25 protein-coding genes and 1 pseudogene are annotated in these 25,224 nt (G+C 72.6%); 15 read left to right on the forward strand and 11 right to left on the reverse strand.

Annotated features, from left to right (window positions below):
* The first annotated feature begins 87 nt into the window (after positions 1-87).
* The 8 genes from FIV44_RS14965 to trxA all read left to right on the forward strand — a co-directional run bounded on the left by FIV44_RS14965 (position 88) and on the right by trxA (position 9,020).
* Positions 88-2,331: a DUF6049 family protein gene (locus FIV44_RS14965; RefSeq protein WP_141005129.1), complete on the forward strand. Its 2,244-nt coding sequence runs from the start codon at positions 88-90 to the stop codon at positions 2,329-2,331.
* Positions 2,328-4,025, forward strand: coding sequence for a murein biosynthesis integral membrane protein MurJ (gene murJ, locus FIV44_RS14970; RefSeq protein ID WP_246086967.1), 1,698 nt, complete (start codon positions 2,328-2,330; stop codon positions 4,023-4,025). The genes FIV44_RS14965 and murJ overlap by 4 nt, the downstream gene beginning before the upstream one ends.
* 88 nt (positions 4,026-4,113) lie before the next feature.
* On the forward strand, positions 4,114-5,574 hold the full coding sequence (locus tag FIV44_RS14975) for a protein kinase family protein (protein ID WP_141005130.1): 1,461 nt from the start codon (positions 4,114-4,116) through the stop codon (positions 5,572-5,574).
* Positions 5,469-6,035 (forward strand): hypothetical protein, encoded by a 567-nt coding sequence (locus FIV44_RS14980; RefSeq protein WP_141005131.1) that lies wholly within the window; start codon positions 5,469-5,471, stop codon positions 6,033-6,035. Before FIV44_RS14975 ends, FIV44_RS14980 begins: the two co-directional genes overlap by 106 nt.
* Entirely contained in the window at positions 6,028-6,783 is a 756-nt protein-coding gene (gene sigM / locus FIV44_RS14985; protein ID WP_246086968.1) for an RNA polymerase sigma factor SigM, read from the forward strand. The genes FIV44_RS14980 and sigM overlap by 8 nt, the downstream gene beginning before the upstream one ends.
* Complete coding sequence (locus tag FIV44_RS14990) at positions 6,780-7,583, forward strand: hypothetical protein (protein WP_141005133.1); 804 nt, start codon at positions 6,780-6,782, stop codon at positions 7,581-7,583. The genes sigM and FIV44_RS14990 overlap by 4 nt, the downstream gene beginning before the upstream one ends.
* Before the next feature lie 76 nt (positions 7,584-7,659).
* Positions 7,660-8,643, forward strand: coding sequence for a thioredoxin-disulfide reductase (trxB, locus tag FIV44_RS14995; protein ID WP_141005134.1), 984 nt, complete (start codon positions 7,660-7,662; stop codon positions 8,641-8,643).
* A gap of 47 nt (positions 8,644-8,690) precedes the next feature.
* Positions 8,691-9,020 (forward strand): thioredoxin, encoded by a 330-nt coding sequence (gene trxA, locus FIV44_RS15000; RefSeq protein WP_141005135.1) that lies wholly within the window; start codon positions 8,691-8,693, stop codon positions 9,018-9,020.
* Positions 9,021-9,054: 34 nt separating this feature from the next.
* Here the strand turns inward: trxA and FIV44_RS15005 are convergent, their stop codons facing one another.
* Positions 9,055-9,723, reverse strand: coding sequence for a GNAT family N-acetyltransferase (locus tag FIV44_RS15005; RefSeq protein WP_141005136.1), 669 nt, complete (start codon positions 9,721-9,723; stop codon positions 9,055-9,057).
* A 67-nt stretch (positions 9,724-9,790) separates the two neighbouring features.
* Here FIV44_RS15005 and FIV44_RS15010 point away from each other — a divergent pair, with 67 nt between their 5' ends.
* Together FIV44_RS15010 and FIV44_RS15015 are read left to right on the forward strand one after the other, a co-directional pair.
* Positions 9,791-11,005, forward strand: a complete 1,215-nt coding sequence (locus tag FIV44_RS15010; RefSeq protein WP_141005137.1) for a pyridoxal phosphate-dependent aminotransferase — start codon at positions 9,791-9,793, stop codon at positions 11,003-11,005.
* 86 nt (positions 11,006-11,091) lie between these two features.
* On the forward strand, positions 11,092-11,874 hold the full coding sequence (locus FIV44_RS15015; RefSeq protein WP_141005138.1) for a lysophospholipid acyltransferase family protein: 783 nt from the start codon (positions 11,092-11,094) through the stop codon (positions 11,872-11,874).
* 233 nt (positions 11,875-12,107) lie between these two features.
* On the opposite strand, the gene FIV44_RS15020 is transcribed toward FIV44_RS15015, so the two are convergent.
* The 8 genes from FIV44_RS15020 to rpmH form a co-directional block, all read right to left on the reverse strand.
* A complete protein-coding gene (locus tag FIV44_RS15020; protein WP_141005139.1) occupies positions 12,108-13,148 on the reverse strand; it encodes a ParB/RepB/Spo0J family partition protein in 1,041 nt (346 codons plus the stop codon).
* Positions 13,145-14,155, reverse strand: a complete 1,011-nt coding sequence (locus FIV44_RS15025) for a ParA family protein (protein ID WP_342778898.1) — start codon at positions 14,153-14,155, stop codon at positions 13,145-13,147. The genes FIV44_RS15020 and FIV44_RS15025 overlap by 4 nt, the downstream gene beginning before the upstream one ends.
* A 125-nt stretch (positions 14,156-14,280) precedes the next feature.
* Complete coding sequence (gene rsmG, locus FIV44_RS15030) at positions 14,281-15,009, reverse strand: 16S rRNA (guanine(527)-N(7))-methyltransferase RsmG (protein WP_141005140.1); 729 nt, start codon at positions 15,007-15,009, stop codon at positions 14,281-14,283.
* An 84-nt stretch (positions 15,010-15,093) separates the two neighbouring features.
* On the reverse strand, positions 15,094-15,708 hold the full coding sequence (locus FIV44_RS15035) for a Jag family protein (protein WP_141007899.1): 615 nt from the start codon (positions 15,706-15,708) through the stop codon (positions 15,094-15,096).
* Positions 15,709-15,743: 35 nt separating this feature from the next.
* A complete protein-coding gene (gene yidC, locus FIV44_RS15040; protein WP_246087033.1) occupies positions 15,744-16,763 on the reverse strand; it encodes a membrane protein insertase YidC in 1,020 nt (339 codons plus the stop codon).
* Positions 16,764-16,799: 36 nt separating this feature from the next.
* Complete coding sequence (gene yidD / locus FIV44_RS15045; RefSeq protein WP_141005142.1) at positions 16,800-17,114, reverse strand: membrane protein insertion efficiency factor YidD; 315 nt, start codon at positions 17,112-17,114, stop codon at positions 16,800-16,802.
* On the reverse strand, positions 17,111-17,488 hold the full coding sequence (rnpA, locus tag FIV44_RS15050; RefSeq protein ID WP_141005143.1) for a ribonuclease P protein component: 378 nt from the start codon (positions 17,486-17,488) through the stop codon (positions 17,111-17,113). Before rnpA ends, yidD begins: the two co-directional genes overlap by 4 nt.
* A 44-nt stretch (positions 17,489-17,532) precedes the next feature.
* Positions 17,533-17,670 carry a 50S ribosomal protein L34 gene (gene rpmH, locus FIV44_RS15055; RefSeq protein WP_141005144.1) on the reverse strand — a complete coding sequence of 46 codons (138 nt, stop codon included), beginning with the start codon at positions 17,668-17,670 and terminating at the stop codon, positions 17,533-17,535.
* A gap of 638 nt (positions 17,671-18,308) precedes the next feature.
* Between rpmH and dnaA the strand changes: the two genes are divergently transcribed.
* The 3 genes and pseudogenes from dnaA to FIV44_RS15070 form a co-directional block, all read left to right on the forward strand.
* Positions 18,309-19,796: a chromosomal replication initiator protein DnaA gene (dnaA, locus tag FIV44_RS15060; protein WP_181411237.1), complete on the forward strand. Its 1,488-nt coding sequence runs from the start codon at positions 18,309-18,311 to the stop codon at positions 19,794-19,796.
* Positions 19,797-20,205: 409 nt separating this feature from the next.
* The gene (gene dnaN, locus FIV44_RS15065) at positions 20,206-21,354 is read left to right on the forward strand and encodes a DNA polymerase III subunit beta (protein WP_141005146.1); all 1,149 of its coding nucleotides are present in this window, start codon (positions 20,206-20,208) and stop codon (positions 21,352-21,354) included.
* An 88-nt stretch (positions 21,355-21,442) separates the two neighbouring features.
* Positions 21,443-22,210 (forward strand): annotated as a pseudogene (locus FIV44_RS15070) (NADP(+)-dependent, decarboxylating phosphogluconate dehydrogenase); the annotation flags it as partial.
* Between the two features lie 171 nt (positions 22,211-22,381).
* On the opposite strand, the gene FIV44_RS34070 reads toward FIV44_RS15070, so the two are convergent.
* Entirely contained in the window at positions 22,382-22,792 is a 411-nt protein-coding gene (locus tag FIV44_RS34070) for a DUF2752 domain-containing protein (protein WP_141007900.1), read from the reverse strand.
* A gap of 16 nt (positions 22,793-22,808) precedes the next feature.
* On the reverse strand, positions 22,809-23,336 hold the full coding sequence (locus FIV44_RS15080; RefSeq protein WP_141005147.1) for an NINE protein: 528 nt from the start codon (positions 23,334-23,336) through the stop codon (positions 22,809-22,811).
* Between the two features lie 99 nt (positions 23,337-23,435).
* On the opposite strand from FIV44_RS15080, the gene recF reads away from it, so the two are divergent.
* Together recF and FIV44_RS15090 are read left to right on the forward strand one after the other, a co-directional pair.
* Positions 23,436-24,557, forward strand: a complete 1,122-nt coding sequence (gene recF / locus FIV44_RS15085; RefSeq protein ID WP_141005148.1) for a DNA replication/repair protein RecF — start codon at positions 23,436-23,438, stop codon at positions 24,555-24,557.
* The gene (locus FIV44_RS15090; RefSeq protein ID WP_246086969.1) at positions 24,550-25,128 is read left to right on the forward strand and encodes a DciA family protein; all 579 of its coding nucleotides are present in this window, start codon (positions 24,550-24,552) and stop codon (positions 25,126-25,128) included. The genes recF and FIV44_RS15090 overlap by 8 nt, the downstream gene beginning before the upstream one ends.
* Positions 25,129-25,224: the final 96 nt, after the last annotated feature.

Raw genomic sequence — 25,224 nt, forward strand, 5'->3', positions numbered from 1 at the left:
CTCAGCGGAGTGGGGGAGTCGGGCGTCTCGGTCACGGGCGGAGAGTCTAGGAGAGACCGCACAGGAGGCCCCACTACCCTCGGGATCGTGGTCCGCCGTCGTACACGCCTGCTCGCCCTAGGGCTCGCGACCGCTCTCGTCGCGCTGGCGGTCGTCCTGGTGGCGCCGGGTGCGCCGGCCGGGGCCGCGGCCCCCGAGGACGAGGAGTACGACGCTCCGCTCGAGATCACCATCGACGAGCTCACCCCCGGCGTGCTGCCGCTCACCGGCCCGCTGATCGTGCGCGGCCAGGTCACCAATGTCGACCTCGAGACGTGGCAGCGGATCAACCTCTACCCGGTCTTCGGCGCCGGACCGGACTGCACCGGCTGCCCGCCGGCGATGACCACGGAGGCGGAGCTGACCGCGGCGGTCGCCACCGACCCGGAGGCGCAGGTCGGGGTCCGCTACACCGACGACGAGGCGGTCCGGGCGCAGGTCGAGACGCTGGGACCGGGGGAGTCGATGTCGTACACGATCCGGATCCCGCAGCGGGTCCTCCGGCAGGTGTTCGCGAACCCGACGACGGGCGTCTACTGGTTCGGGGTGCACGCGCTCGGTGAGAACCCCGACGGCCGCGACCTGCTGGCCGACGGCCGGGCCCGGACCTTCCTGCCGTACGTCGCGCCGGACACCGACGCGAGCGTCGACACCGCGGTCGTCGTACCCCTGCGGGGTCGGGTCGCGCACTCCGCCACCGGCGAGCTCGGCCGCACCACCTGGTGGGAGGACGCGCTCTCGCCGCAGGGCACCCTCGGCGGCCCGCTCGCGTTCGGCTCGGCGGGCGGCGGCGCCCCGGTGACCTGGCTGCTCGACCCGGCGCTGCCCGACGCGGTCAGCCAGCTCGCGGCCGGCAACCCCACCCGCGAGATCACGCCGGTCACCCCCGACGGCACGCCCCCCGAGGACGAGGACCCGTCGCCGAGCGGCTCGAAGAGCGAGGGCGACGACGCCGGCGAGGGCGGTGACGCGGGCGCCGAGGTCGGCGCGGCGACGCTCGAGCCCGGCAGCCCGCTCGTCCGCGCCGCACAGGCCTGGCTCCAGCGCGCCCAGACGGTGCTGACCGACGACACCGTGGCCGCGCTGCCGTACGGCGACCCGGACCTCGCAGCCGCCGCGCGGGCGCTGCCCAGCGCCTACGCCACCGCCCGCAAGCACGCCTCGCCGACGCTGACCGCGTGGGGGGTCGAGAGCACGCCGGTGGTCGCGGCGCCGAACGGCTACCTGGACGCCGGCGCGATCGAGAAGGTCGACGACGCGGCCGCCGTGCTCCTGGGGGAGCAGATGTTCCCGGCCGCCGCCTACCCCGACGGCCCCCCGGCCGGCGGCGCCGTGGGCGACCGGCCGGTGGTCGTCACCAGCACGGCCACCGCCCGCGGCGGTCCCGGCCCCGACCCGGCCCTCGCGCCGGTCGCGCTGCGCCAGCGCCTGCTCAGCGAGGCGGTCGTCCGGGTCCTCCGGGCCGGCGACGACCGGCCCGACCCGCTCGTGGTCGTCATCCCGACCAGCGTCGACGCCGCCGGGGCCCGCGCCTTCTGGGAGGGCCTCGACACCGACCTGATCGACCTGGTCGACCTGCCGGCCGTCACCGACGACATCACCGGCGGCGGCAGCGGCGCGAGCGCCCCCCGGATCGACCCCGACGACCTGGCCTACCCCGACGGCCAGGCGAAGGCGCAGCTCGGCACCGGCGTCTTCGGCGAGGCCGGCGCGCTGATCCGCTCCGCCCGGTCGCTGCAGAGCATCCTCGGCGAGGGCTACACGATCGGGGACACCGTGGTCGGGGAGGCGCTCGCCGGGACGTCGTACGCCATGCGCGGCGACGCCGACGCCGCGCCGCGGCTGGGCCGGTCGCGGTCCTGGGTGGTCGAGCAGCTCGACAAGGTCAGCCTCGACGCGCCCCAGGGGGTCACCCTGTCGAGCAGCTCGGGCAGCTTCAACGTCGCGGTCAGCAACACCCTCGACCATGCGGTGACGGTGCGGATCGAGGTCGCCACCGACGACGGCGCGACCATCAAGGCCGCCAACCCGATCGTGCTGGCCGCCAACAGCCGCTCGTCGGTGCCGATCAGCGCCGACATGCACGGCACCGGCGTCCACAACGTGCGGCTGCGGCTGACCGACGTCACCGGCACCCCCATCGGCGCCGAGGACGAGCTCCCGATCCGCTCCGGGCAGGTCGGCGTGGTGATCTGGGCGATCATCGGCACCGGCGCCGGCATCCTGTTCGTCGCCATCGGGATCCGCCTGGTCCGGCGGTTCCGCGCCGCGCGCGGCGCGGCCGCCACGTGAGCACCGAGGCGACCGGCGGCGAGGCGGCCGGCGAGCAGCGGAGGATCCTCGCCAACACGGCCGTGATGGCCGCCGGGACGGTGGTGTCCCGGTTCAGCGGGTTCATCCGCTCGACGCTGCTGGCGGCGGCGCTCGGCATCTCGCTGCACGCCGACATCTTCACCGTGGCCAACACGGTGCCCAACATGCTCTACATCCTGCTGGCCGGCGGCGTCTTCAACGCGGTGCTGGTGCCCCAGCTGGTCCGGTCGATGAAGAACGACGCCGACGGCGGCGCGGCGTACGTCAACCGGGTGATCACCCTCGCAGCCTGCTTCCTCGGCATCGTCACGATCGTCCTGGTGGTCGCCGCGCCGCTGGTGATGCAGGTGCTCGTCCCCAGCTACAACGCGCCCCACCTCGCCGAGCAGCGCCAGTCCGCGATCGACTTCGCCCGGTACTGCCTGCCGCAGGTCTTCTTCTACGGCATGTTCGTGCTGCTGGGCCAGGTGCTCAACGCCCGCGGCCGGTTCGGGCCGATGATGTGGGCGCCGATCGCCAACAACCTGATCTCGATCGCCGTCCTGATCGCCTACCTGCTGTCCTTCGGACCGGCCACGCCCGAGGAGCAGCGCGCGGCGTTCACGCCCGGCCAGGAGGCGCTGCTCGGCATCGGCTCGACCGCCGGCATCGCCGCCCAGCTGCTCATCCTGGTGCCCTACCTGCGCGCCGCCGGCGTGCGCTTCCGGCCGCGCTTCGACTGGCGGGGGGTCGGTCTCGGCCACACTCTCAAGCTCGGCGTGTGGACGGTGCTCTTCGTCATCGTCAACCAGGTCGCGTACGTCGTCGTGGTGCGCCTCGCGTCCGGCGGCACCGCCGCCGCGGACGACGGCACCGGCATCACGATCTACTCCAACGTGATGCTGGTCGTGATGGTGCCGCACTCGATCATCACCGTGTCCCTGGCCACCGCAATCCTGCCCCGGCTCTCGGCCTCGGCGGCGAGCGGCGACCTGGCCCGGCTCGCCGGCACGCTCGGCAGCACGCTGCGCACGGCGCTCGTCGTCGTCGTACCGTTCGCGGCGCTGCTGCCCTCGATCGCGCTGCCGCTCGCCCAGGTGGTCTGGGGCCATGGCGCGACGGCGCCCTTCTTCTACCGGTTCGAGTCGTCGATGGTGCTCTTCGGCTTCGCGGTGGTGGCGTTCACCGTGCACTACCTGGTGCTGCGGGGGTTCTACGCGCTGGAGCTCAACCGGCTGGTGTTCTTCGTGCAGTGCGCGATCGCGGCCACCAACATCGGGCTCGCGATCCTCTTCGTGGGCCGGGTCGACCCGTGGGACACGTCCCCGATGCTGGTCCTCGCCTACGCCAGCGCCTACACCGTCGGCGCGACCGTCTCCTCCGTCGTGCTGGTACGCCGCCTCCGTCGCGGCGGCGCGCCCGGCGGGGCGAGCCGGCGCTGGGGCGGGTTCGTGCTGCGTCTGCTGGGCGCCAGCGCGGTGGTGTTCGTCGTCGCCCGGTTCGTGGACATCGTCGTCACCGACACCGTGACCGAGCTGGTCGGCCGCGACGCGCACTGGACCCTGGCCGCGCTCGAGGTCGCCCTCGTCAGCGCCGGCGCCGCCGCCGCCCTGCTGGGCGTCGCGCGGCCGCTGCGGCTGACCGAGGTGACGTCCGTCGCCGACACCGTCGCCGGGCGCCTGCGCCGCGGCTAGAACCGGCGCGACCGGGCTAGGGTGACCGGAGGGACACGAGGGCACAGGGATCAGCAGGGGATCGGCAGGGATCGGCAGGGGGATCGAGGTGGCGACGTCGACACGGTCGGGCGATGTCCTCGCCGGCCGCTACCAGCTGATCGACCTGCTGAGCGAGAGCGGCGGCGGGCGGTTCTGGCGTGCCCACGACCGGATCCTCGAGCGCTTCGTCGCCCTCCACGTCATCGCCCAGGACGACGCGCGCGCCCATGAGCTGGTCGAGGCGGCCCGCACCTCCGCCCGGGTCCTGGACCCGCGGATCCTCCGCGTCCTCGACGCCGAGGAGGAGGACGGCCGCTGCTTCGTCGTCAACGAGTGGGGGACCGGCATCTCCCTCGACATCCTGGTCACCCACGACGGCCCGCTGGCGCCCCGCAACGCCGCCTGGCTGGTCGCCGACGTCGCGGACGCGCTGGCCCGCGCCCACGCGGCGGGCGTGACCCACGGCCGGCTCAACCCCGAGAACGTCCTCATCGACCGGTACGGCTCGGTGCGGATCATCGGGATGTGCGTCGACGCCGCGCTGCACGGGCTCTCCCCGGGGGACGTGCAGGGCGACCTGGAGGACCTCGGTGGGCTGCTCCACTGCGCGCTGACCGCGACCTGGCCGGGGCCGTCCGGCTCGATCGTCCCGGCCGCGCCCCGCGAGAACGACCTCACCCTCAGCCCCCGGCAGGTCGTCGCCGGGGTCCCGCAGCCGCTCGACACGCTGTGGCGCGAGCTCGACCAGCGCGGCGCCGCCCCCCGCTGGCGGCGCCGGGGCGGGGACCACCCCGACGTGTCCTCGGCCGCCGCCATCGCCGCCGAGCTGGTCGCGTTCGTCGGCGACCCGGCCGGCATGCCCGAGCAGCTGGCCCGCGCCGTGCCGCCCATCAACGAGCTCCGCCCGGTCTGGCTGCCCGCCCTCGCCGACCCGCTGCCGCACGACCCCTCCCGCGACGACATCCCGGTGGTCCCGCCCGCCGAGCCGGAGCCGACGCCCGCGCCGACGCCCGCGCCGGAGCAGGCGGAGGAGCCTGTCGAGGATCCCGCGGAGGAGCTCGACGACGAGCCGCCCATCCCGCTGGTCACCGAGCTCCCCACAGAGGCCGGGCTCCCGGTCTTCGGCGACGACGACGTCACCTGGCTGCGCACCCGGAGCACCCCACCACCGCCCCCGCCCCGTTCGAGGACCTGCCCGAGCGGCCGCTGTTCGCGCCCGACCCGCCCGGCGGCGTACGACGGCCCCGGCTGCCCCCCGTGCCCGCGGAGCCGGGCGCCCCGCCGCCGGCCGGCTTCTGGCCGTGGGACACCGACACCGGCCCGGGCCAGCCCGACCCGGCCGACACGACGGAGACGGTGCCGGGCCGGAGCTGGCTGCGGCTGGCGATGGCCGTCGCGCTCGCCGTCCTCCTGCTCGTGGCGGTGGCGGTCGCGTTCAACCTCGGCCGCGGCCGCACCGCGCTCGGCGGCGACCCGGACGCCGACAACACACCTCAGGAGACCCCGACCGGGCAGGCGGCGGCGGTGATCGCCGGGGTGCAGGTCGACGACTTCGACCCGCTCGGCACCGACGGGGAGGAGAACCCCGGCTCCCTCGGCAACCTGGTCGACGGCAACGCCCGGACGACGTGGCGGACCCAGACCTACTTCGACCAGCTCGGACCGCCGCCGGGCCTGAAGACCGGGGTCGGGCTGATCCTCGACCTCGGCGCGACCCGGACCGTCACCAGCGTCGAGGTGCGGATGGTCGACGACGGCACCGATCCGGCGCCCAACCGGCTCGCGCTGTACCGCGTCGCGGGCACCGCCGTACCCACCGAGGCACCGACCGGCGAGCCCGTCGCGACCGCGGCCGGCGGCGGGCGGCTGACCCTCGCCGGTGCGGAGCCGGTCCAGGCTCGCTACCTTGTCCTGTGGTGGACGGCCCTGCCCGAGGTCGCCGGTGACTTCCGGGCCGAGGTCTCCGAGGTGGTGGTCCGTGGTGAGTGAGCCCAGCGACAAGGAGCTGCTCGCTGCCCACGTCGCCGGGGACCCCGAGGCCTTCGGCACGCTCGTCACCCGGCACCGCGACCGGCTCTGGGCCGTCGCGCTGCGCACCTGCGGCCACCCCGAGACCGCGGCCGACGGGCTCCAGGAGGGTCTGGTCGCCGCCTTCCGCCGCGCCGGGTCCTTCCGCGGCGACGCAGCGGTGACCACCTGGCTGCACCGGGTGGTCGTCAACGCGTGCCTGGACCGGCTGCGCGCCGAGAAGGTACGCCGGGCCGAGCCGCTGCCCGACGACCTCGACGCCGTCGAGGCCGGCCACCGGCGTACCCGCGAGACCGTCGGCGACGCGGTCGACCCGGCCGAGCGCGGCCTCGTCGTCGAGCGCCGGGAGCGGGTCCTCGCCGCCCTGGCGACGCTGCCCGACGAGCAGCGGGCGGCGATCGTGCTCGTCGACATGGAGGGCTACCCCGTCGCCGAGGTCGCGCAGATCCTCGACTGCGCCGAAGGCACGGTCAAGAGCCGCTGCTCCCGGGGCCGGGCCCGGCTCGCCGTCCTGCTGGCCGACGTCCTCGACGACCTGCCCGCCGACGCCGACGCCGACGCCGGCCGCACCCCGCCCCACGACGCCGGGAACCCCACCGGCGCCCCGGACGTCGGATCGGTGACCCCCGCGGACCGCCCGCCGGGACCGCCGTCGACTGATCACCCGCCTCCGTCCCGCCCGGGACCCCCACGCCAGGACCCCCCATGAACGACGCCACCGAGCCCCCGACTCCCCGCGAGGAGGACGCCGTCCGGCGCGCCCTCGCCGAGGCCGGCGGACCGGCGCCGATCCCCACCGACGTCGCCGACCGGATCGACGGGGTGATCGCGGGCCTCGCGGCCGAGCGCGCCGCCGGCGCCCGCTCGTCCGGCGGCATCCACGAGGACCACCCCGAGGCACCGGCGGTCGTCGTACCCCTGGACCCGGCGGCGCTGCGCCGCCGGCGCCGGGTCCGGATGCTGTTCGGGGCGGCGGCCGCGGTCGCCGCGGTCGCCATCGGCGTGGGCATCGTGTCCGACCACCGAGCCGGCGACGACCTGACCGCCGCCCACGAGCTCGCGCAGGACGACTCGGCCCGCGAGGGCGCGGGCGGAGCTTCGAGCGACGAGGCGGGCTCGGACGCCGAGGCTCCCCAGGCCGCACCGACCCCCAGCGCCGTGCCCGGCGACCCGGCCGAGCAGTACGCCGTGCCGCGGCGGGTGCCCAGCGACGCCGCCGTCCGCGAGGTGCGCGCCGACCACCTGCGCGAGGACCTGGTGGCCCTCCAGCACGTCGCCCTCCCGCACCCGGCGACCGCCGACTACACCGGGGCGACCCTGAGCGCCCCCACCGACTTCATGTGCGAGCCGGCGTCGTTCGGCCGTGGCCACCTCGTCGGCGTCCGGTACGACGGCAAGTCGGCCGTCGTCGCGTTCCGGGCTCCGGTCGGCTCGACCCAGGAGGCCGAGGTGCTCGCCTGCGGGACCGGCGACGTGCTGCACTCCACGACGCTCGCCGCCACCGGCTGACCACCGCGGGCGTCCGGGAATCCGGCGGCCTACGATCTGGTTGTCGAAGTGTCCGTCAGTCCAGCCGGGGAGTCCCATGTCCGAGATCGCCACGTCCGAGCCGCGCAACGTCATCGTCGTCGGGTCCGGACCGTCCGGGTACACCGCCGCGATCTACGCCGCGCGGGCCCAGCTGAGCCCGCTGGTCTTCGAGGGCTCCGTCACCGCCGGCGGCGCGCTGATGAACACCACCGAGGTCGAGAACTTCCCCGGCTTCCGCGACGGCATCCAGGGACCCGCGCTGATGGACGAGATGCGCGCCCAGGCCGAGCGGTTCGGCGCCGAGCTGGTCGCCGACGACATCGTCGAGGTCGACCTCACCGGCGACATCAAGACCGTCCGTACCGCCACCGACACCTACACCGCCCGCGCGGTGATCCTCGCCACCGGCTCGGGCTACCGCAAGCTCGGGCTGCCCGACGAGGAACGGCTCTCGGGCCGCGGCGTGTCCTACTGCGCGACCTGCGACGGCTTCTTCTTCCGCGAGCAGCACATCGCCGTGGTCGGCGGCGGCGACTCCGCCGTCGAGGAGGCGACCTTCCTGACCCGGTTCGGCACCAAGGTGTCCCTCATCGTGCGCCGCGACGAGCTGCGCGCCTCCAAGATCATGCAGGAGCGGGCCTTCGCGGACCCGAAGCTGGAGATCGTGTGGAACTCCGTCGTGGAGTCGATCAACGGCGAGGAGTCGCTGGAGTCGCTGACCCTGCGCGACACCGTCACCGGCGAGACCAGCTCGCTGCCCGCGACCGGCCTGTTCATCGCGATCGGCCACGAGCCCCGCTCCGAGCTGCTGGTCGGCCAGGTCGACCTCGACGACAACGGCTACGTCCTCGTCCGGCCCGGCAGCACCGCGACCAACATCCCCGGCGTCTTCGCCGCCGGCGACCTGGTCGACCACGTCTACCGGCAGGCCATCACCGCCGCCGGCACCGGCTGCTCGGCCGCCCTCGACGCCGAGCGCTACATCGCCGAGCTCGACCACGCGGCGGTCACTGCCGGGAATGTCACGGCGGGCGCGTAGGTTCTTCTGCTAGACGTTTCGTTCACCTCTCCTGAAGGGTGCCCACCGTGGCCGACAACATCAACGCCGTGACCGACGCCGAGTTCGACGCGCAGGTCCTCAAGTCCGACAAGCCCGTCCTCGTGGACTTCTGGGCCGAGTGGTGCGGCCCGTGCCGCCAGGTCGCCCCGATCCTCGACGAGATCGCCGGCGCCCACGGTGACAAGATCACCTTCTTGAAGATGAACGTCGACGAGAACCCGGTCACCCCGGCGTCGTACCGCGTCACGGGCATCCCGACCATCAACGTCTACCAGAACGGCGAGGTCGCGAAGACCATCGTCGGCGCCCGCCCGAAGGCCGCGATCCTCAAGGAGCTGGACGAGTTCCTGTCCTGATTGCCCGAGCACGTGGCGACAGCCCCCGGCCCCGTCAGGGCCGGGGGTTTCGTGCTTCCCGGGGGACGGGCGCCGGCGCGGGCTTCGGCCGCCGTACGGCGCCCACGATCCGCTCCCACGCGGCCTCCACCTCGCCGCGCCAGGTGACCAGCGAGCGCATCTCCATCCGCATCCGCGGCGTGCGGGGGTGGGCGCGCTGGGTCTTGAAGCCGACGCGCGCCAGGAAGTCCGCCGGTACGACGCACTCCGGTGCGCGCAGCGGACCACCCCGCGCGGCGCGACCGGCGCGGGCGAAGGCCTCCACGGCCCGGATCCCGTCGCGGCCGACGAGATCGCGCGCCATCCCCTGCACCAGCAGCCGGCCGATCCCGCTGCCGGCGTACTCCGGGCGCACCCAGGCGGTCGTCATCAGCACCGCGTCCGGCGACACCGGCGCGGTCGGGAACGCCGCGGCCCCGGGGACATAGGACGCGGGGGCGTAGACGAGGTAGCCGACGGGCCGGCCGTCGACCACCGCCACCCGGCCGCAGGACCCCCACTCCCGCAGCAGCTCGGAGACCCAGGCCTCCTTCTCGGCCGCGCGCTCGTCGGCGTCGAGGCGCTCGCGGTGCACCGGCTCCCGCTCCCAGAACAGGCAGGTTCGGCACGGCGCATCGAGGGCGTCGAGCAGGTCGAGCGTGAGGGGGACCGTGGTCCGGGCCACACCCGAGAATGGTACGCGCGCGAACGCCGCCAAAAAGGGGTGGCGCGGACCTGAGAGGATGATGCTCGTGCGCAAGATCCGCCAGAGCCAGAAGCTTCGCAACGTCCGCTACGACGTCCGGGGACCGATCCTGGTCGAGGCCCAGCGGCTGGAGGCCGAGGGCCACAAGATCCTCAAGCTCAACATCGGCAACCCGGCGCCCTTCGGGTTCGAGGCCCCCGAGGCGATCGTGGCCGACATGGTGCACAACCTGCCCGACGCCCAGGGCTACTCCGACTCCCGCGGCATCTACTCCGCGCGCACGGCGGTGGCGCAGTACTACCAGTCCCGGGGCCTGAAGGACACGGCCGTCGACGACATCTTCATCGGCAACGGCGTCTCCGAGATGATCTCGATGGTCCTGCAGACCTTCCTCGACGACGGCAACGAGATCCTCGTGCCGGCGCCGGACTACCCGCTGTGGACGGGCGCGGTGTCGCTGTCCGGCGGTACGCCGGTGCACTACCGGTGCGACGAGGAGAACGGCTGGATGCCCGACCTCGACGACATCGAGTCGAAGATCACCGAGAACACCCACGGCCTGGTGATCATCAACCCCAACAACCCCACGGGTGCCGTCTACAGCAAGGAGATGGTCGCGAAGCTGGTCGACATCGCCCGGCGCCACGACCTGGTCCTCTTCTCCGACGAGATCTACGAGAAGATCCTGTTCGACGACGCGGTCCACCACCACGCCGCCGAGGCAGCGGGCAACGACGTCCTCTGCCTGACCTTCAGCGGTCTGTCCAAGGCGTACCGGGTCTGCGGCTACCGCGCCGGCTGGGTGATGATCTCGGGGCCGAAGGAGCTCGCCGAGGACTTCCTCGAGGGCCTCACCACCCTCTCCAACATGCGCATGTGCGCCAATGTGCCCGCCCAGCACGCCATCCAGACCGCGCTCGGCGGCTACCAGTCGATCAACGAGCTGATCGTGCCGGGCGGCCGCTTCTACGAGCAGTCCATGCTCGCCGACCGGCTGCTCAACGAGATCCCCGGCGTCTCCTCGGTCCGTCCCCGCGGCGCCCTGTACTGCTTCCCGCGGCTGGACCCGGAGATGTACCCGATCGACGACGACGAGAGCTTCGTGATCGAGCTGCTGCGGGCCAAGAAGATCCTCGTCACCCACGGCACCGGCTTCAACTGGTTCGAGCCCGACCACTTCCGGCTGGTCACCCTCCCCGATGTGGAGGTGCTCGAGGAGGCGATCGGGCGGATCGCCGACTTCCTCGCCACCCGCCGCTGATTTTTGTTCGCCGGGAACAGTTCCCGCCCGCGGGTCTGCGTGACACGCAGTCGCACTGTGCTGGGTGGGCCTGTCAGACTGCACCGGTGCTCGACATCACCTACCCGCCCGTCATCGTCACCGCCAAGGTGCTCTTCAAGCTGATGCGCCAGCGGGTCGTGGTCAGCGGCTCGGAGTCCATCCCGCGCAAGGGCGGCGCCCTCCTGGCCATCAACCACACCGGCTACATCGACTTCATCTACGCCGGCGCCGGCGCCGAGCCGCGGCGGCGCCTGGTCCGGTTCATGATCAAGAAGGAGATGATGGACAAGCCGGGGGTCGGGCACCTCCTCCGCTCGTTCCACCACATCCGCGTCGACCGGTCCTCGGGTGTGCAGTCGATGAAGGACGCGCTGGCGTACCTGAAGTCCGGCGAGGTCGTCGGCATCTACCCCGAGGCCACCATCTCCCGCTCCTTCGAGATCAAGGAGCTCAAGTCCGGCGCCGCACGGATCGCGGCCGACGCCGGCGTACCCCTCATCCCGGTGATCGTGTGGGGCGCCCACCGCCTGATGACCAAGGACCACCCCAAGGACTTCTCCCGCTCGGCCAAGACGATCGTGGTCAAGGTCGGCGAGCCGCTGTACCCCACGGGCGAGGACGTCACCGCGGAGACCGCCGAGCTGCGCGCCGCTATGCAGCGGATGCTGGACGAGGTGATCGCGGAGTACCCCGAGGACGAGAAGAGGCCGGGCAGCTGGTGGATCCCCGCCCGGTTCGGCGGCTCCGCGCCCACGCCCGACGAGGCCGACCGCCTCGACAAGGAGGAGCTCCGGGAGCGCGCCGCGAGGCGCAGGGCGAAGGCGGCGGAGAAGCGCAACGCCTCGTGACCCATGTTTCCCGTGAAACCTCTGGGACCACTGTGGTTTTGTCTTTCTAGCCACAAGTCGCTTTAGGTCTTTGTCGACAAAGCCACGTTCCGATGAAAGTGGCCTGCTTGTTGACCGAAACTGGCACTTCTTGACCGTTGCAACGGCCACTAAGTGCAGGAATCACCGCCGAAGCGGTGATTCCTGCACTTAGCTGACCCGGGCTTTCGAGGTCACCGGCGGCCACTGCTGCCTCAGATCGGGCGGTCGCGCCGGTTCCTTGGGTCGATCAGGTCGACGATCCGCTGGAGGTCGCCGGTGTTGGCGAACTCGATGGTGATCCGGCCCTTGGCCTTGCCGAGGTCGATCTTGACCCGGGTCTCCAGCCGGTCCCCGAGCCGCTCGGAGAGCTCGCCCAGGCCCGGTGCCTGCGGCTTCGCGCGGCGGGGGCGGGACGTCGTACCGCCGGTGCCGTCGCCGACCGCGACGATCTCCTCCAGGCCGCGCACCGAGATGCCCTCGGCGACGACGCGCTGGGCGAGGCGGTCCTGCTGCTCGGCGTCGCCGACACCCAGCAGGGCGCGGGCGTGTCCGGCGGACAGCACGCCGGCGGCGACCCGGCGCTGGACGGCGGGGGAGAGCTTGAGGAGGCGCAGCGTGTTGCTGATCTGGGGGCGGGAGCGGCCGATCCGCTGGGCCAGCTCGTCGTGCGTGCAGGAGAAGTCCTCGAGCAGCTGCTGGTAGGCGGCCGCCTCCTCGAGCGGGTTGAGGTTGCTGCGGTGCAGGTTCTCCAGCAGCGCGTCGCGGAGCATGTCGGTGTCGTCGGTCTCGCGGACGATCGCGGGGATCGTGGCGAGACCGGCCTGCTGGGTGGCGCGCCAGCGACGCTCGCCCATGACCAGCTCGTAGGCGTCCGGGCCGGTCCGACGGACGACGACCGGCTGCAGGAGGCCGATCTCCTTGACCGAGTGGACCAGCTCGGCCATCGCCTCCTCGTCGAAGACGGTCCGCGGGTTCACCGCGTTGGGCGCGATCTGGTCGACGGGCAGCTCGGCGAAGTAGGCGCCGTCGACGGGCCGCAGACCCGAATCCGCGATCTGAGCGCCGTTCGCGGCCCCGGTGGACCCGGGGTCCGCCGAGGTGCTGGACGTGGCTCCAGCGGCAAAGTCCGGATCCTGGGCGCCGGAGTTGACACCGGCCGCCTCGGCGCTGCCGGGAGCGGGCGTGGGCGGCGCGGTCGGGATGAGCGAGCCGAGGCCCCGGCCGAGGCCGCGGCGGGGGGTGCTGGAACTCACGAGAGGCTCCCTCGGGTGACGATCTCGCGCGCTGCCTCGAGGTAGCTCAGCGCGCCGGGCGAACCGGGATCGTAGGTCATCACGGTCTGGCCGTACGACGGCGCCTCGGACACGCGCACCGATCGCGGGATGGCGGTCTTGAGGACCTGGTCGCCGAAGTGGTCGCGCACCTCCTGCGCGACGCCGGCGGCGAGCCGGGTGCGGGCGTCGTACATGGTGAGGACGATGGTCGACACCGCGAGCTCCGGGTTGAGGTGGGCGCGCACCATGTCGACGGTGGCGAGCAGCTGGCCGAGGCCCTCGAGAGCGTAGTACTCCGCCTGGATCGGGATCAGCATCTCCGCCCCGGCCACGAGCGCGTTGAGGGTGAGCAGCCCGAGCGAGGGCGGGCAGTCGATGAAGACGTAGTCGAAGCGCTCCTCGCCGATCGCGGCGGCGGTGCCGATCCGGGGGTGGGCGTCCAGCGCCTTCTTCAGCCGCTGCTCCCGGGCGACGACGCTGACCAGCTCGATCTCGGCGCCGGCCAGGTCGATGGTCGCGGGCACGACCCACAGGCCGGAGGCGTCGGGGCACGGCTGCACGATGTCGGCGATCGCGACGCCGTCGACGAGGAGCTCGTACGACGACAGGGTGCCCTGCCGGTGCTCGATGTTGAGCGCCGTGGAGGCATTGCCCTGCGGGTCGAGGTCGATGACCAGCACCCGCTGCCCGAGCTGGGTGAGCGCGGCCGCGAGGTTGACCGTGGACGTCGTCTTGCCGACACCGCCCTTCTGGTTCGCCACGACGAACACCCGGGTCTCCGAGGGCCGGTCGAGCTGCTCCTGGGGGATGCCGGCGCGGACCATCACCGTCGCCTGGGCCGCCCGGGCGAGGGGAGTGAGGTCGTCCTCGAACCCGGCCGTCCGCTCGGCGAGCTGGGCCGCGGTGAGCGGCGGCGAGGTGGTGGTCCCGGGCGTTTCACGTGAAACGTCGACCGGGCCGACGGCGTCGGTTCCACGTGAAACCAACCGGTCTCCGGGACCGACCCGTTCGGGGTCGCCCTGTGGATAACCAGGGAGGTTCTGTGGAGACTCACGCTCAGCACTCGCCTCCGGACCGGTGGAAAACCCGGGACCGGGGCCTAACGAGTCACTCACGACTTCCTCCTCTTCCTTCGCGGCTTCCCCCCACGCGAACCCCGAGGAACGCGCTGGCCACGAAGCGGCAACGATACGCGGGTCGGATCGGCCCACGACAGACGGACGATGCGAATCGGCTCGACCGCGCCCTCGGCGGCGAGCTCGGTACCCAGCTCCTCGATCACGGCCGGGGCGCACCCCAGCCGGCGACAGGTCTCCTCGGCCGCTGCGACCTCCTCGGCCGCGCTGCTGCCCTTCATCGCCAGCAGCGCGCCGGTCGGCGCCACCAGGGGCATGCACCAGGTGGCGAGCTGGTCGAGGGCGGTGACGGCCCGGGCGGTCACGACGTCGTACGACGCGAGGCCGTGCACGGCGTCGGCCCGCCCGCGGACCACGGTCACGTTGTCGAGGCGGAGGCGCGCGACGGCCTCCTCGAGGAAGGTGGTCCGGCGCAGCAGGGGCTCGATCAGCGTCACCCGCACATCGGGACGGGCGATCGCGAGAACCAGGCCGGGCAGGCCCGCTCCGGACCCGACGTCGGCGACCGTCGCGTCGGCGGGCAGGGCGGCGGCCAGCAGGCCGCAGTTGATCAGGTGGCGCTCCCAGAGCCGGGGGGTCTCGCGGGGGCCGATGAGGCCGCGGACGACACCGTCGGTCGCCAGCAGCTCGGCGTACGCCAGCACGAGATCGATGCGGTCGGCGGGGAAGACCTCCGCCAGGACCGCCGGGGGAGCAGACAGCACCCCCGGGCCCTCACGGTCCGGAGGACCGGGGGACACCGGGGGTGCGGAGTCGTCGTGTTTCACGTGAAACGTCGACCGCGAGCGTCAGGCCGGCAGTACGACGACGTACCGCCGCGGCTCGACGCCGGCCGACTCCGAGCGGAGGCCCGCAGCGGCGACCGCGTCGTGGACGATCTTGCGCTCGAAGGGAGACATCGGCTCCAGCGAGACCGGCTCGCCCGAGGCGGCGACCTGCGCCGCCGTGTCGGCGCCGAGCTGGGTGAGCCGGGTCCGCTTGTCGGCACGGTAGCCGGAGATGTCGAGCATCAGCCGGGACCGCTCGCCGGTCTCGCGGTAGACGGCGAGCCGAGTGAGCTCCTGCAGGGCCTCGAGCACCTTGCCGTCGCGGCCCACCAGCTGGCTCAGGTCGGCGCCGACGATCGACACGGCGGCCCGGTCGGCCTCCACGTCGATGTCCAGGTCGCCGTCCAGGTCGGCGATGTCGAGCAGCTCCTCGAGGTAGTCGGCGGCGATGTCGCCCTCCTGCTCGAGCCGGGCCACCCGGTCGCTCTCCCCAGCCGGCGCGTCCTGCTCGGCGTCCGCCGCCTCGTCGGCGCTCGTCCCGTCCTCGGTGGCGTCCTCGTCGGCGTCCTCGAGGACGTCACCCGTCACGTCGTCCGCGACGTCTGCCGTCGCTGCCTCGGCCACGTCGTCGGTCATGTTCTCGGCCACCACATCGGTCTCGATCTCGGCGCTCACTTGCTGTCTCCCTCGTGGTTCGTGGTCTCGTCCTTGCCCTCGGGCGGCGACTTCCTCGCCTGCCCGCCGGGCTTGCTCTGGGTGGTGCCGCCCTTGCGCTGCGAGCGGCTCTGCCGCTTCGGCTGCTGCCGCGTCGCGGGCCGGCGCCCCTCCTCGACCTTCTCCTCGACGACGGTCTCGGTCGGGGTCCGGCCGTGCCGGGCGGCCTTGGCCCGGTCGCGCTCCTCCTTGGCCGCGAAGGCGGGCGTGCCGGGCGCGGGGTTGTTGCGGATGACGTAGAACTGCTGGCACATGGTCCACAGGTTCGAGGTGGTCCAGTAGAGGAGGACGCCGATCGGGAACGCCACGCCACCGAGGCCGAAGGCCACCGGGAGGATGTAGAGCAGCATCTTCTGCTGCTGGGCGTACGGGCCGCTCATCGCCTCGGCCGGCATGTTCTTGGCCATCAGCTGGCGCTGCGTGGTGAAGGTGGTCGCGGTCATCGCGAGCACCAGGATCAGGGCGACCACCATGACCAGGCCGTGCGGCTCGTCGCCCCAGGTGCGCGAGTTCCAGAACGACTCCTTGAGCGGGATCGCCCCGAAGATCTCGGACTGGCCGAACTGCTTGGCCCGGTCGGCGTCGAGGAAGCCGTGCGCCTTGCCGCTGCGCGCCGCCTGGTCGAGGAGCCGGAACAACGCGAAGAAGATCGGCATCTGCATCAGGATCGGCAGGCACGACGCGAACGGGTTCGTCCCGGCGTCCTTGTAGAGCTTCATCGTCTCTTCGGCCAGCTTCTGCCGGTCGTGGCCGTACTTCTTCTGCAGCTCCTTCACCTTGGGCTGCAGCAGCTGCATGTTGCGGCTGGACTTGATCTGCTTGACGAACAGCGGGATCAGGGCCGCCCGGATCACCAGCGTGAGGCCGATGATCGACAGCGCCCACGAGAGGCCGCCGGCCGGGTCGAGCCCGATCAGGCTCAGCAGCTCGTGCCAGCCGATCAGCACCGCCGAGACGATGTAGTACAGCGGCACCATGATGAAGTGGCCGATGTCGCCGATAATGCCCACTGATCAGGCTCCTTGTTGGGAGTCGGGACCGCCGACGATCGCCGGCAGCAGGTCGGGGTCGCGCTCAGCGCGGGTGGGGGAGTGGTCCGCGTGGTCGTGGCCGCGCCGCGGCGGCACGTGGTCGACGCCACCGGGCGCCCACGGGTGGCAGCGCAGCAGTCGGCGTACCGCCAGCCAGCTGCCGCGGAGCGCGCCGTGCACCCGCAGCGCCTCCACGGCGTACGCCGAGCACGACGGGTAGTAGCGGCAGGTCGGACCGAGGAACGGGCTGATGAGGAGCTGGTAGCCGCGCACCAGGCCGATGAGCAACCACTTCATCGCGCCTCCCGCCCGTGCGTGCCCACGCGGTCCAGACAACGGGCGAGGTCCGCGCACAGTTCCGGGTACGACGCCTCGGCCGCCGCCGCCTGCGCCCGCACCACCAGCACGGCACCCGGGGGCAGGTCCGGGACCGCGGGGCGCACGGCGTGCCGCAGCCGCCGCCTGACCCGGTTGCGGACGACGGCCCCGCCGACCGCCTTGCTGACGACGAAGCCGACCCGCGCGGGCCGCTCCTCGGACATGCCGACGGCCTGCTGCTCGTCAGGGAGCAGCAGGTGGGCGACGAGGGTGCGCGACCCGGCGCGGTGACCACGGCGGCCGGCGGCCCGGAACAGGTCCGGGTCGGTGAGCCGGTGGTCGGCTGCGAGCACGGTCAGCCCCACGGGAACCGCTGGGCGGACACGCAGATCCGTCCTCAGACGGACAGGCTCTGACGGCCCTTCCGGCGACGGTTCGCCAGGATGGCGCGACCGGCGCGGGTGCGCATCCGCAGTCGGAAACCGTGCACCTTGTGGCGACGACGGTTGTTGGGCTGGTACGTCCGCTTGCTCACGATCGACCTCTCAGATGATGCAATGTCGGGAAGGGTCTCCGGCAGCCGGGAGCGAGCTCCGGTCGGGAGCCGCGCAGCACGTCGGCCGGCACCGCGCAGCCACGAGGACCGGTGGAGACCGAGGCGTCGTGGACATGCGGCACCGGTCGAACACCGGTTGACCAATCAACGGTACGCGGACGCCGGATCGGGGGTCAAACCGACGCCTCCTGCGGCACCTCTCCCGGGGCACCGTGCACGGGATGTCAAAACCTGTGGATAGCGGGTTGATCCACCGGCACCGGGCGGTTAGGTTCGACGAATCCGGGTTTCCCCGCCGGTGCCGACCGCCCTGGTCGACGTGCGTCGCGCAGTTGCCCGTTCCTTCTCGGGAACGCTCCTCTGACCTGCGTAAACAGTCGATCCCGGGAGGATCGGACAGGCCTCGGTTCGGCATCGTCACCGTGATGATGCAAGAGTTCACAACCTGTGGACAAACCTGTGGAGCCAGCGCCGGAGCCGACGCGTCCCCGCTCCCGGGACCAGCGCGAGCGAGAGGGAGTGGCGTGACCGGCAACCCGGATCAGCCCCAGGACGAGACGAGCACCTCGGGCGGCCCCGCCCCGGACGCGCCGCCCCTCGATCCGGCCACCGCCCGGCTGGTCCAGGAGTGGGCCACCGTCGTCGGCGACCTGCAGACCCACCAGCGCGCCTGGCTCCAGGCCAGCCGCCCGGTCACCCTCCACGGCACGACCGCGATCGTCGCCGTCCCCGACGACTTCACCCGCAAGCGCCTCGAAGGCCGGCTGCGCGGCGAGCTCGAGGACGCGCTGACCATCCGCTTCGGTCACGACGTCCAGCTCGCGGTGACCGTCGACAGCTCGCTGCGCCACGAGCTCGGCCAGGAGACGCCGTACGACGACGGCCCGGCCTACGAGACCGCCGCCCCGCCCGACGCCGTCGACGCCGGAGCGCCGGGCGGCTATGCGGCGGCGCCCTATGAGCCGGATCGACAAGTCGCCATGTCGACAAATCAACCTGTCGACTCGTCGATCGGAGCGCTCGACCTCACGGCCGCGACCGCCGGCCCCGCGGCCACGCCCAGCGGCGAGTCGCGGCTGAACCCGAAGTACACCTTCGAGACCTTCGTCATCGGCTCCTCCAACCGGTTCCCCCACGCGGCCGCCGTCGCGGTCAGCGAGGCGCCGGGCCGCAGCTACAACCCGCTGCTCGTCTACGGCGAGTCCGGCCTCGGCAAGACCCACCTGCTGCACGCGATCGGCCACTACGTCCGCACGATCTACGCCGGCTCCAAGGTGCGCTACGTCTCCAGCGAGGAGTTCACCAACGAGTTCATCAACGCGATCCGCGACGACCGGCAGGACCGGTTCAAGCGGAAGTACCGCGACGTGGACGTGCTCCTCATCGACGACATCCAGTTCCTCGAGGGCAAGACGCAGACCCAGGAGGAGTTCTTCCACACCTTCAACACGCTCCACAACGCCAACAAGCAGATCGTGCTCACCTCCGACCGCCCGCCCAAGCGGCTCGAGGCGCTGGAGGACCGGCTGCGCAACCGGTTCGAGTGGGGCCTGATCACCGACGTCCAGCCGCCCGACCTCGAGACCCGGATCGCGATCCTGCGCAAGAAGGCCGCCATGGACCGGCTCACCGCGCCCTCCGACGTGCTGGAGTTCATCGCGAGCAAGATCCAGACCAACATCCGCGAGCTCGAGGGCGCCCTGATCCGGGTCACCGCCTTCGCCAACCTCAACCGGCAGGACGTCGACATGACCCTCGCCGAGATCGTGCTCAAGGACCTCATCCCCGAGGGCGGCGAGCCCGAGATCACCGCGACGCTGATCATCGCCCAGACCGCGGCGTACTTCGGCCTCTCCATCGACGAGCTCACCGGCCCCAGCCGCGGCCGCCACCTGGTCATGGCCCGCCAGATCGCGATGTACCTGTGCCGCGAGCTCACCGGCCTCTCCCTGCCCAAGATCGGCGCGCAGTTCGGCAACCGCGACCACACGACGGTCATGTACGCCGAGCGGAAGATCAACCAGCTCCTCGGCGAGCGGCGCGCCGTCTTCAACCAGGTCAGCGAGCTCACCAACCGCGTCAAGATGCAGGCCCGGCAATCTTGACTGGCGCGAGCGCGTCGCATATCGACGGCCGCGCGCTTGCCCGCGAACCTGTGGAGAAAGCCCACGGAACTGTGAGAACTACACGGGGAGGATTCCGTGGAGGCACCTACCCGGCGCTCCACACCGGGCCGGTGGTCCACACCGCTGCTCGTGACACCCGATTTCGTCCACAGCCGTCATCCACCGGTCATGTCCGCTCTCACCTGCGGAAACGTCGGCTCTCCACAGTTTCCACCACCGCTATGACCACTCCCTGACGACATGAAGACCTGGTTCGCCGGAACTCCTCCGGACCCCCGATCTGTGGATCGTGTCCCGCTCGGCGCGAGCAGGGCGCACACCCGTCGCCCCGCTGAGGGGCGACGTGGCAGGATGCAACTCCCATCAACCATGTGAGAGGTACGACGACGTGAAGTTCCGTGTCGACCGCGACGTCCTCGCCGACGCCGTCGCCTGGGCTGCGCGCAGCCTGCCCGTCCGGCCCAGCGCGCCCGTGCTCGCCGGACTCCTCATCGAGGCCGGCGACGACGGCCTGGTGCTGTCGACGTTCGACTACGAGACCTCCGCGCGTGCCACCCTCGCGGCCGAGGTGAGCGACGAGGGCAAGGCGCTGGTCAGCGGCCGGCTGCTCGCCGACATCTGCCGCAGCCTCCCGAACAAGCCGGTCGATCTCACCCTCGACGGCGCCCGGGTCTCGCTGACCTGCGGCTCGTCCCGGTTCTCCCTGCAGACGCTGCCGGTCGAGGACTACCCGACGATCCCGGAGATGCCGGCCGCGACCGGCACCGTCCCCAGCGAGGCCTTCGCGCACGCCGTGGCCCAGGCGGTCACCGCCGCCGGCCGCGACGACATGCTGCCGGTCCTCACCGGCGTCCGCGTCGAGATCGAGGGCTCGACGATCGCGCTGCTCGCGACCGACCGGTTCCGGCTGTCCCAGCGCGAGCTCACCTGGAATCCCGGCACGCCCGACGCCAGCCTCGCCGCGCTGGTGCCCGCCAAGGTGCTCGGCGACACCGCGAAGTCGCTGACCGCGGGCCCCGAGGTCACCATCGCCCTCTCCGCCTCCGGTGCGGGCGACGGCATCATCGGCTTCGAGGGCACCGGCCCCGGCGGCGTACGTCGTACGACGACCCGACTGCTCGACGGCGAGTTCCCCAAGGTGCGCAGCCTGTTCCCCAACGAGAAGCTCACGATCGCGAAGATCGACCGGGCCGAGCTGATCGAGTCGGTCAAGCGGGTCTCCCTCGTCGCCGACCGCAACACCGCCGTCCAGCTGAGCTTCCGCGACGGCGCGCTGGTGCTCGACGCCGGCTCCGGCGACGACGCCCAGGCGTCCGAGTCGGTCGCCGCCGACATCCAGGGCGACGAGCTCGTCACGGGCTTCAACCCGACCTTCCTGCTCGACGGCCTCAGCGCGATCGACGAGCCGGTCGTCGAGCTGGCCTTCACCCAGCCCTCGAAGCCGGTCGTCATCAGCGGCACCGGCGACGAGAGCGCGGAGGACGCCGAGAGCGGCTCCTTCCGCTACCTGCTGATGCCGCGCCGCCTGCTGAGCTGAGGCCGCTCGGCCCACCATCCGCCAGCGACCCAGAGGGAGATGCGTGATGCACATCGGACTCGTCGGACTCGGCAAGATGGGCGGCAACATGCGCACCCGGCTGCGCGACGCCGGCCACACCGTGGTCGGCTACGACCGCAACCCGGACCTCGCCGACGTCCCCAGCCTGGCTGCGATGGTCGAGGCGCTGCCGGCGCCGAAGGTCGTGTGGGTGATGGTGCCCGCCGGCGACCCGACCCGCTCGACGGTCGCCGAGCTCAAGGAGCTGCTCGGCGAGGGCGACCTGGTCGTCGACGGCGGCAACTCCAAGTACACCGACGACGCGATCAACGCCGCGTCGCTGGCCGAGAAGGGCATCGGCTTCGTCGACTGCGGCGTGTCCGGCGGGGTGTGGGGCCTCGAGAACGGCTACGCCCTGATGTACGGCGGCGCGCCCGACGACATCGCGAAGGTGCAGCCGGCGTTCGACGCGCTCAAGCCCGAGGAGGGCGGCGCCGTGCACGCCGGCCCGACGCCCGGCGCCGGGCACTTCGCGAAGATGGTCCACAACGGCATCGAGTACGCCATGATGCAGGCCTACGCCGAGGGCTGGGAGCTGCTCGAGAAGGTCGACATCGTCGAGAACGTCCCGGCGATCTTCGACTCCTGGCGCCACGGCACCGTCATCCGCTCCTGGCTGCTCGACCTGCTCACCGAGGCGATCGAGGCCGACGAGCATCTCGAGCAGCTGCGCGGGTACGCCGACGACTCCGGTGAGGGCCGGTGGACCGTCCAGGCGGCGATCGACAACGCCGTACCCCTGCACGTCATCGCGTCCTCGCTGTTCGCGCGGTTCACCTCGCGCCAGGACGACAGCCCCGCCATGAAGGCGATCGCGGCGATGCGCAACCAGTTCGGCGGGCACGCCGTGCACACCGAGCCGCCCCCGGCGGCGAGGCCAACCCCGACGCGTCCTGACCACCGCGCCCCATGCGTTTTCGTCACGGAATCGCCGACAGGACGACGAAAACGCATGGGGCGCGGTGCTTCAGAGGGCGAGGATGGCCCGGACCAGCGCGAAGCCGAGCCAGGCGACGAGGACGACGACCGCGAGCGGGTTGCGGACCAGCCGGTCGAGCGAGGGCGGTACGCCGCCGCGCAGCCGGGCCCGGACGACGGCGACGCCGAGCGCCAGCACGACCAGGGCGAGCAGCGGGCCGAAGGGGTGGGCGAGGAACGAGTCGCGCCACCAGCCGTGCGTGAGGTAGACCCAGGACCGGGTCAGGCCGCAGCCGGGGCACGGCAGCCCGGTGAGCCGGCGGAACGGGCAGATGACCGGCCCGTCCTCGATGTGGTCCGGCGAGAACAGGACGCTCGCGCCCAGCGCGACGACCCCGACGGCCGCGACCACCTCGGTGGTCGTCGGTCGCCGGGTCGCCGGCGCGTGGGTGCTGGACATGGGTGGGGCCGGGACGTCAGCGCAGCGGTCGGCCCTGCGCGTCGGGGATCTTGCGGAGCAGCACCAGCACCAGGTCGATGATCGACCACACGCCGAGGCCACCGCAGGTGAGCAGCTTGGCGACGCCGAGACCGGTGTAGCCGAGGAAGAAGCGGTCCACGCCGAAGCTGCCGAGCAGCCACGACAGCAGCACCGTGGTCAGCCACTCCTTGTCGGAGTAGAGGCCGGGCACGTCCTTGGCGAGCCCGTACTGCTGGCTGTCGGCCGTGCGGACGGCGGTGTCCGGCTTGATCTGCCCGGACACGGCCATCTGGGCGAGCTGGCCGAACTCGATCGGGCCCTGCTCCTGGCCGAGGTAGTTGATGAAGAACGGTCCGGTGACCGGAGGGCCGTACCCGGGCTGGCCGCCGGGGGCGCCGGTCGGCTGGTACGCGCCGTACGCCGGCTGGCCGTAGCCCGCGGGAGGCTGCTGGGGCGGGGGCTGCTGCGGCTGCTGCCCGTAGGGGTCGGGCGCGCCGTAGGGAGGGTTGGGTGGTTGCGTCATGCGGGTCAGCCTAGGGTTTTCGGGCGGGGTCCAAACCCCTCCCGCGCGTGCCGCATGGGGGAGAATCGTCACGATGCCGGGTCGAGGGAGGTGGAGGACGTGCACGTCGCGCGGCTGAGCCTGCACGACTTCCGGTCGTACGCCGACGTCGACGTCGAGCTGGAGCCCGGCGTCACCGCCTTCGTCGGCCGCAACGGCCAGGGCAAGACCAACCTGGTCGAGGCCGTCGACTACCTCTCCCGGCTGTCCTCCCACCGGGTCGCCACCGACGCCCCGCTGATCCGGGCCGGCGCCGAGCAGGCGGTCGTCCGGGCGGCCGTCGTCCGCGAGGGCCGGACCGCCGTGCTCGAGGTCGAGCTCAACCCGGGTCGCGCGAATCGTGCCCGGATCAACCGCTCGCCGCTCTCCCGCGCCCGCGACCTCGCCGGCATCGTCCGCACCGTCGTGTTCAGCCCCGAGGACCTCGCCCTGGTCAAGGGAGATCCGGGCGGCCGGCGCCGGTTCCTCGACGACCTGCTGGTGCTGCGCACCCCGCGTTACGCCGGCGTCCTCGCCGACCACGAGCGGGTACTCAAGCAACGCAACACCCTGCTCAAGACGCTGTACGCCGCCCGCGGGTCCAGTCGCGACGCGGCCCTCGCCACGCTCGCGGTGTGGGACGACCACCTGGTCGCGACCGGCACCGAGCTGCTCGCCGCCCGGCTCGCGCTGACCGCCGACCTGGCGCCGTACGTCGGGAAGGCGTACGAGGCGGTCGCCCGCGGCGCATCGCGGGACGACGCGCGGATCGAGTACCAGCCGACCGTGCCCGAGCCCACCGCCGAGGCCTTCCGGGCCGAGCTGGAGCGCCGCCAGTCCGACGAGATCGGGCGCGGGGTGACGCTCGTGGGACCCCACCGCGACGACCTGCTGCTCAGCCTCGGACCCGGCGACGACCAGCGGCTGCCGGTGCGCGGCTACGCCAGCCACGGGGAGTCGTGGTCCTTCGCGCTCGCGCTGCGGCTGGCGTCGTACGACCTGCTGCGGGCCGACGGCGACGACCCGATCCTGGTCCTCGACGACGTCTTCGCCGAGCTCGACGCCGACCGCCGGGTCCAGCTGGCCGGACTGGTCGCCGGCGCCGAGCAGGTCCTGGTCACCGCCGCGGTCGTCGAGGACGTGCCGGCCGAGCTGTCCGGCGCGACCTTCCACGTCGCCGGCGGGGAGGTGACCCGTGCCTGACCCGGAGGTCCCCGACGTCCCCGAGGAGGCCGGGGAGCACCGCCCCGACGGACTGGACCTCGCCCGGGCGCAGATGCTCGGCACCGCCGGATCGAGTACGACGCCCGCGCGGCCCCGCTCGCGGCGTACCTCCGACAAGGGCGGGCCCGGCACCGGCTTCCGGCGCCGCGGCAGCCGGGGCGACGCCCAGCTCAGCGGCGCCCACCCCGACGGCCGGGACCCGCAGGCGCTCACCTCGGAGCTCGGCAGGCTGATCGACGACCGCGGCTGGGCGCTCGACCTGCAGGTGCGGGGCGTGTTCGCGCGGTGGACCGAGATCGTCGGCCCCGAGATCGGCGCCCACAGCACGCCGGAGTCGCTGACCGACGGCACCCTCGTGGTGCGCACCGACTCCACCGCGTGGGCGACCCAGCTCAAGCTGCTGGCCGCCACCGTCGTCAAGCGCCTCAACGAGGAGCTGGGCCGCGGGACGGTCACCGTGGTCGAGGTGCTCGGGCCGCACGCCCCGAGCTGGAAGCACGGCCGCCGCAGGGCGCCCGGCAGTCGCGGCCCGCGGGACACCTACGGCTGATCGGGACGCCCGGCGACGTACGGGGACCCGTCCGCACCCCTGCGCGGCGCTCCGATCGCCGATTCTGAGCCGCCTGGGCCCACTTTTCGCCGGGAG

It is taken from the genome of Nocardioides humi, from assembly GCF_006494775.1.
GTDB lineage: Bacteria > Actinomycetota > Actinomycetes > Propionibacteriales > Nocardioidaceae > Nocardioides > Nocardioides humi.

Excerpts from the sequence above, each read along its gene's own strand:
- FIV44_RS14990 (WP_141005133.1), top strand. The coding sequence starts at position 6,780 with ATGAACGACGCCACCGAGCCCCCGACTCCCCGCGAGGAGGACGCCGTC.
- trxB (WP_141005134.1), top strand. The coding sequence starts at position 7,660 with ATGTCCGAGATCGCCACGTCCGAGCCGCGCAACGTCATCGTCGTCGGG.
- FIV44_RS15035 (WP_141007899.1), bottom strand. The coding sequence starts at position 15,708 with ATGACCGACGACGTGGCCGAGGCAGCGACGGCAGACGTCGCGGACGAC.
- yidC (WP_246087033.1), bottom strand. The coding sequence starts at position 16,763 with ATGGTGCCGCTGTACTACATCGTCTCGGCGGTGCTGATCGGCTGGCAC.
- yidD (WP_141005142.1), bottom strand. The coding sequence starts at position 17,114 with ATGAAGTGGTTGCTCATCGGCCTGGTGCGCGGCTACCAGCTCCTCATC.
- FIV44_RS34070 (WP_141007900.1), bottom strand. The coding sequence starts at position 22,792 with ATGTCCAGCACCCACGCGCCGGCGACCCGGCGACCGACGACCACCGAG.
- FIV44_RS15080 (WP_141005147.1), bottom strand. The coding sequence starts at position 23,336 with ATGACGCAACCACCCAACCCTCCCTACGGCGCGCCCGACCCCTACGGG.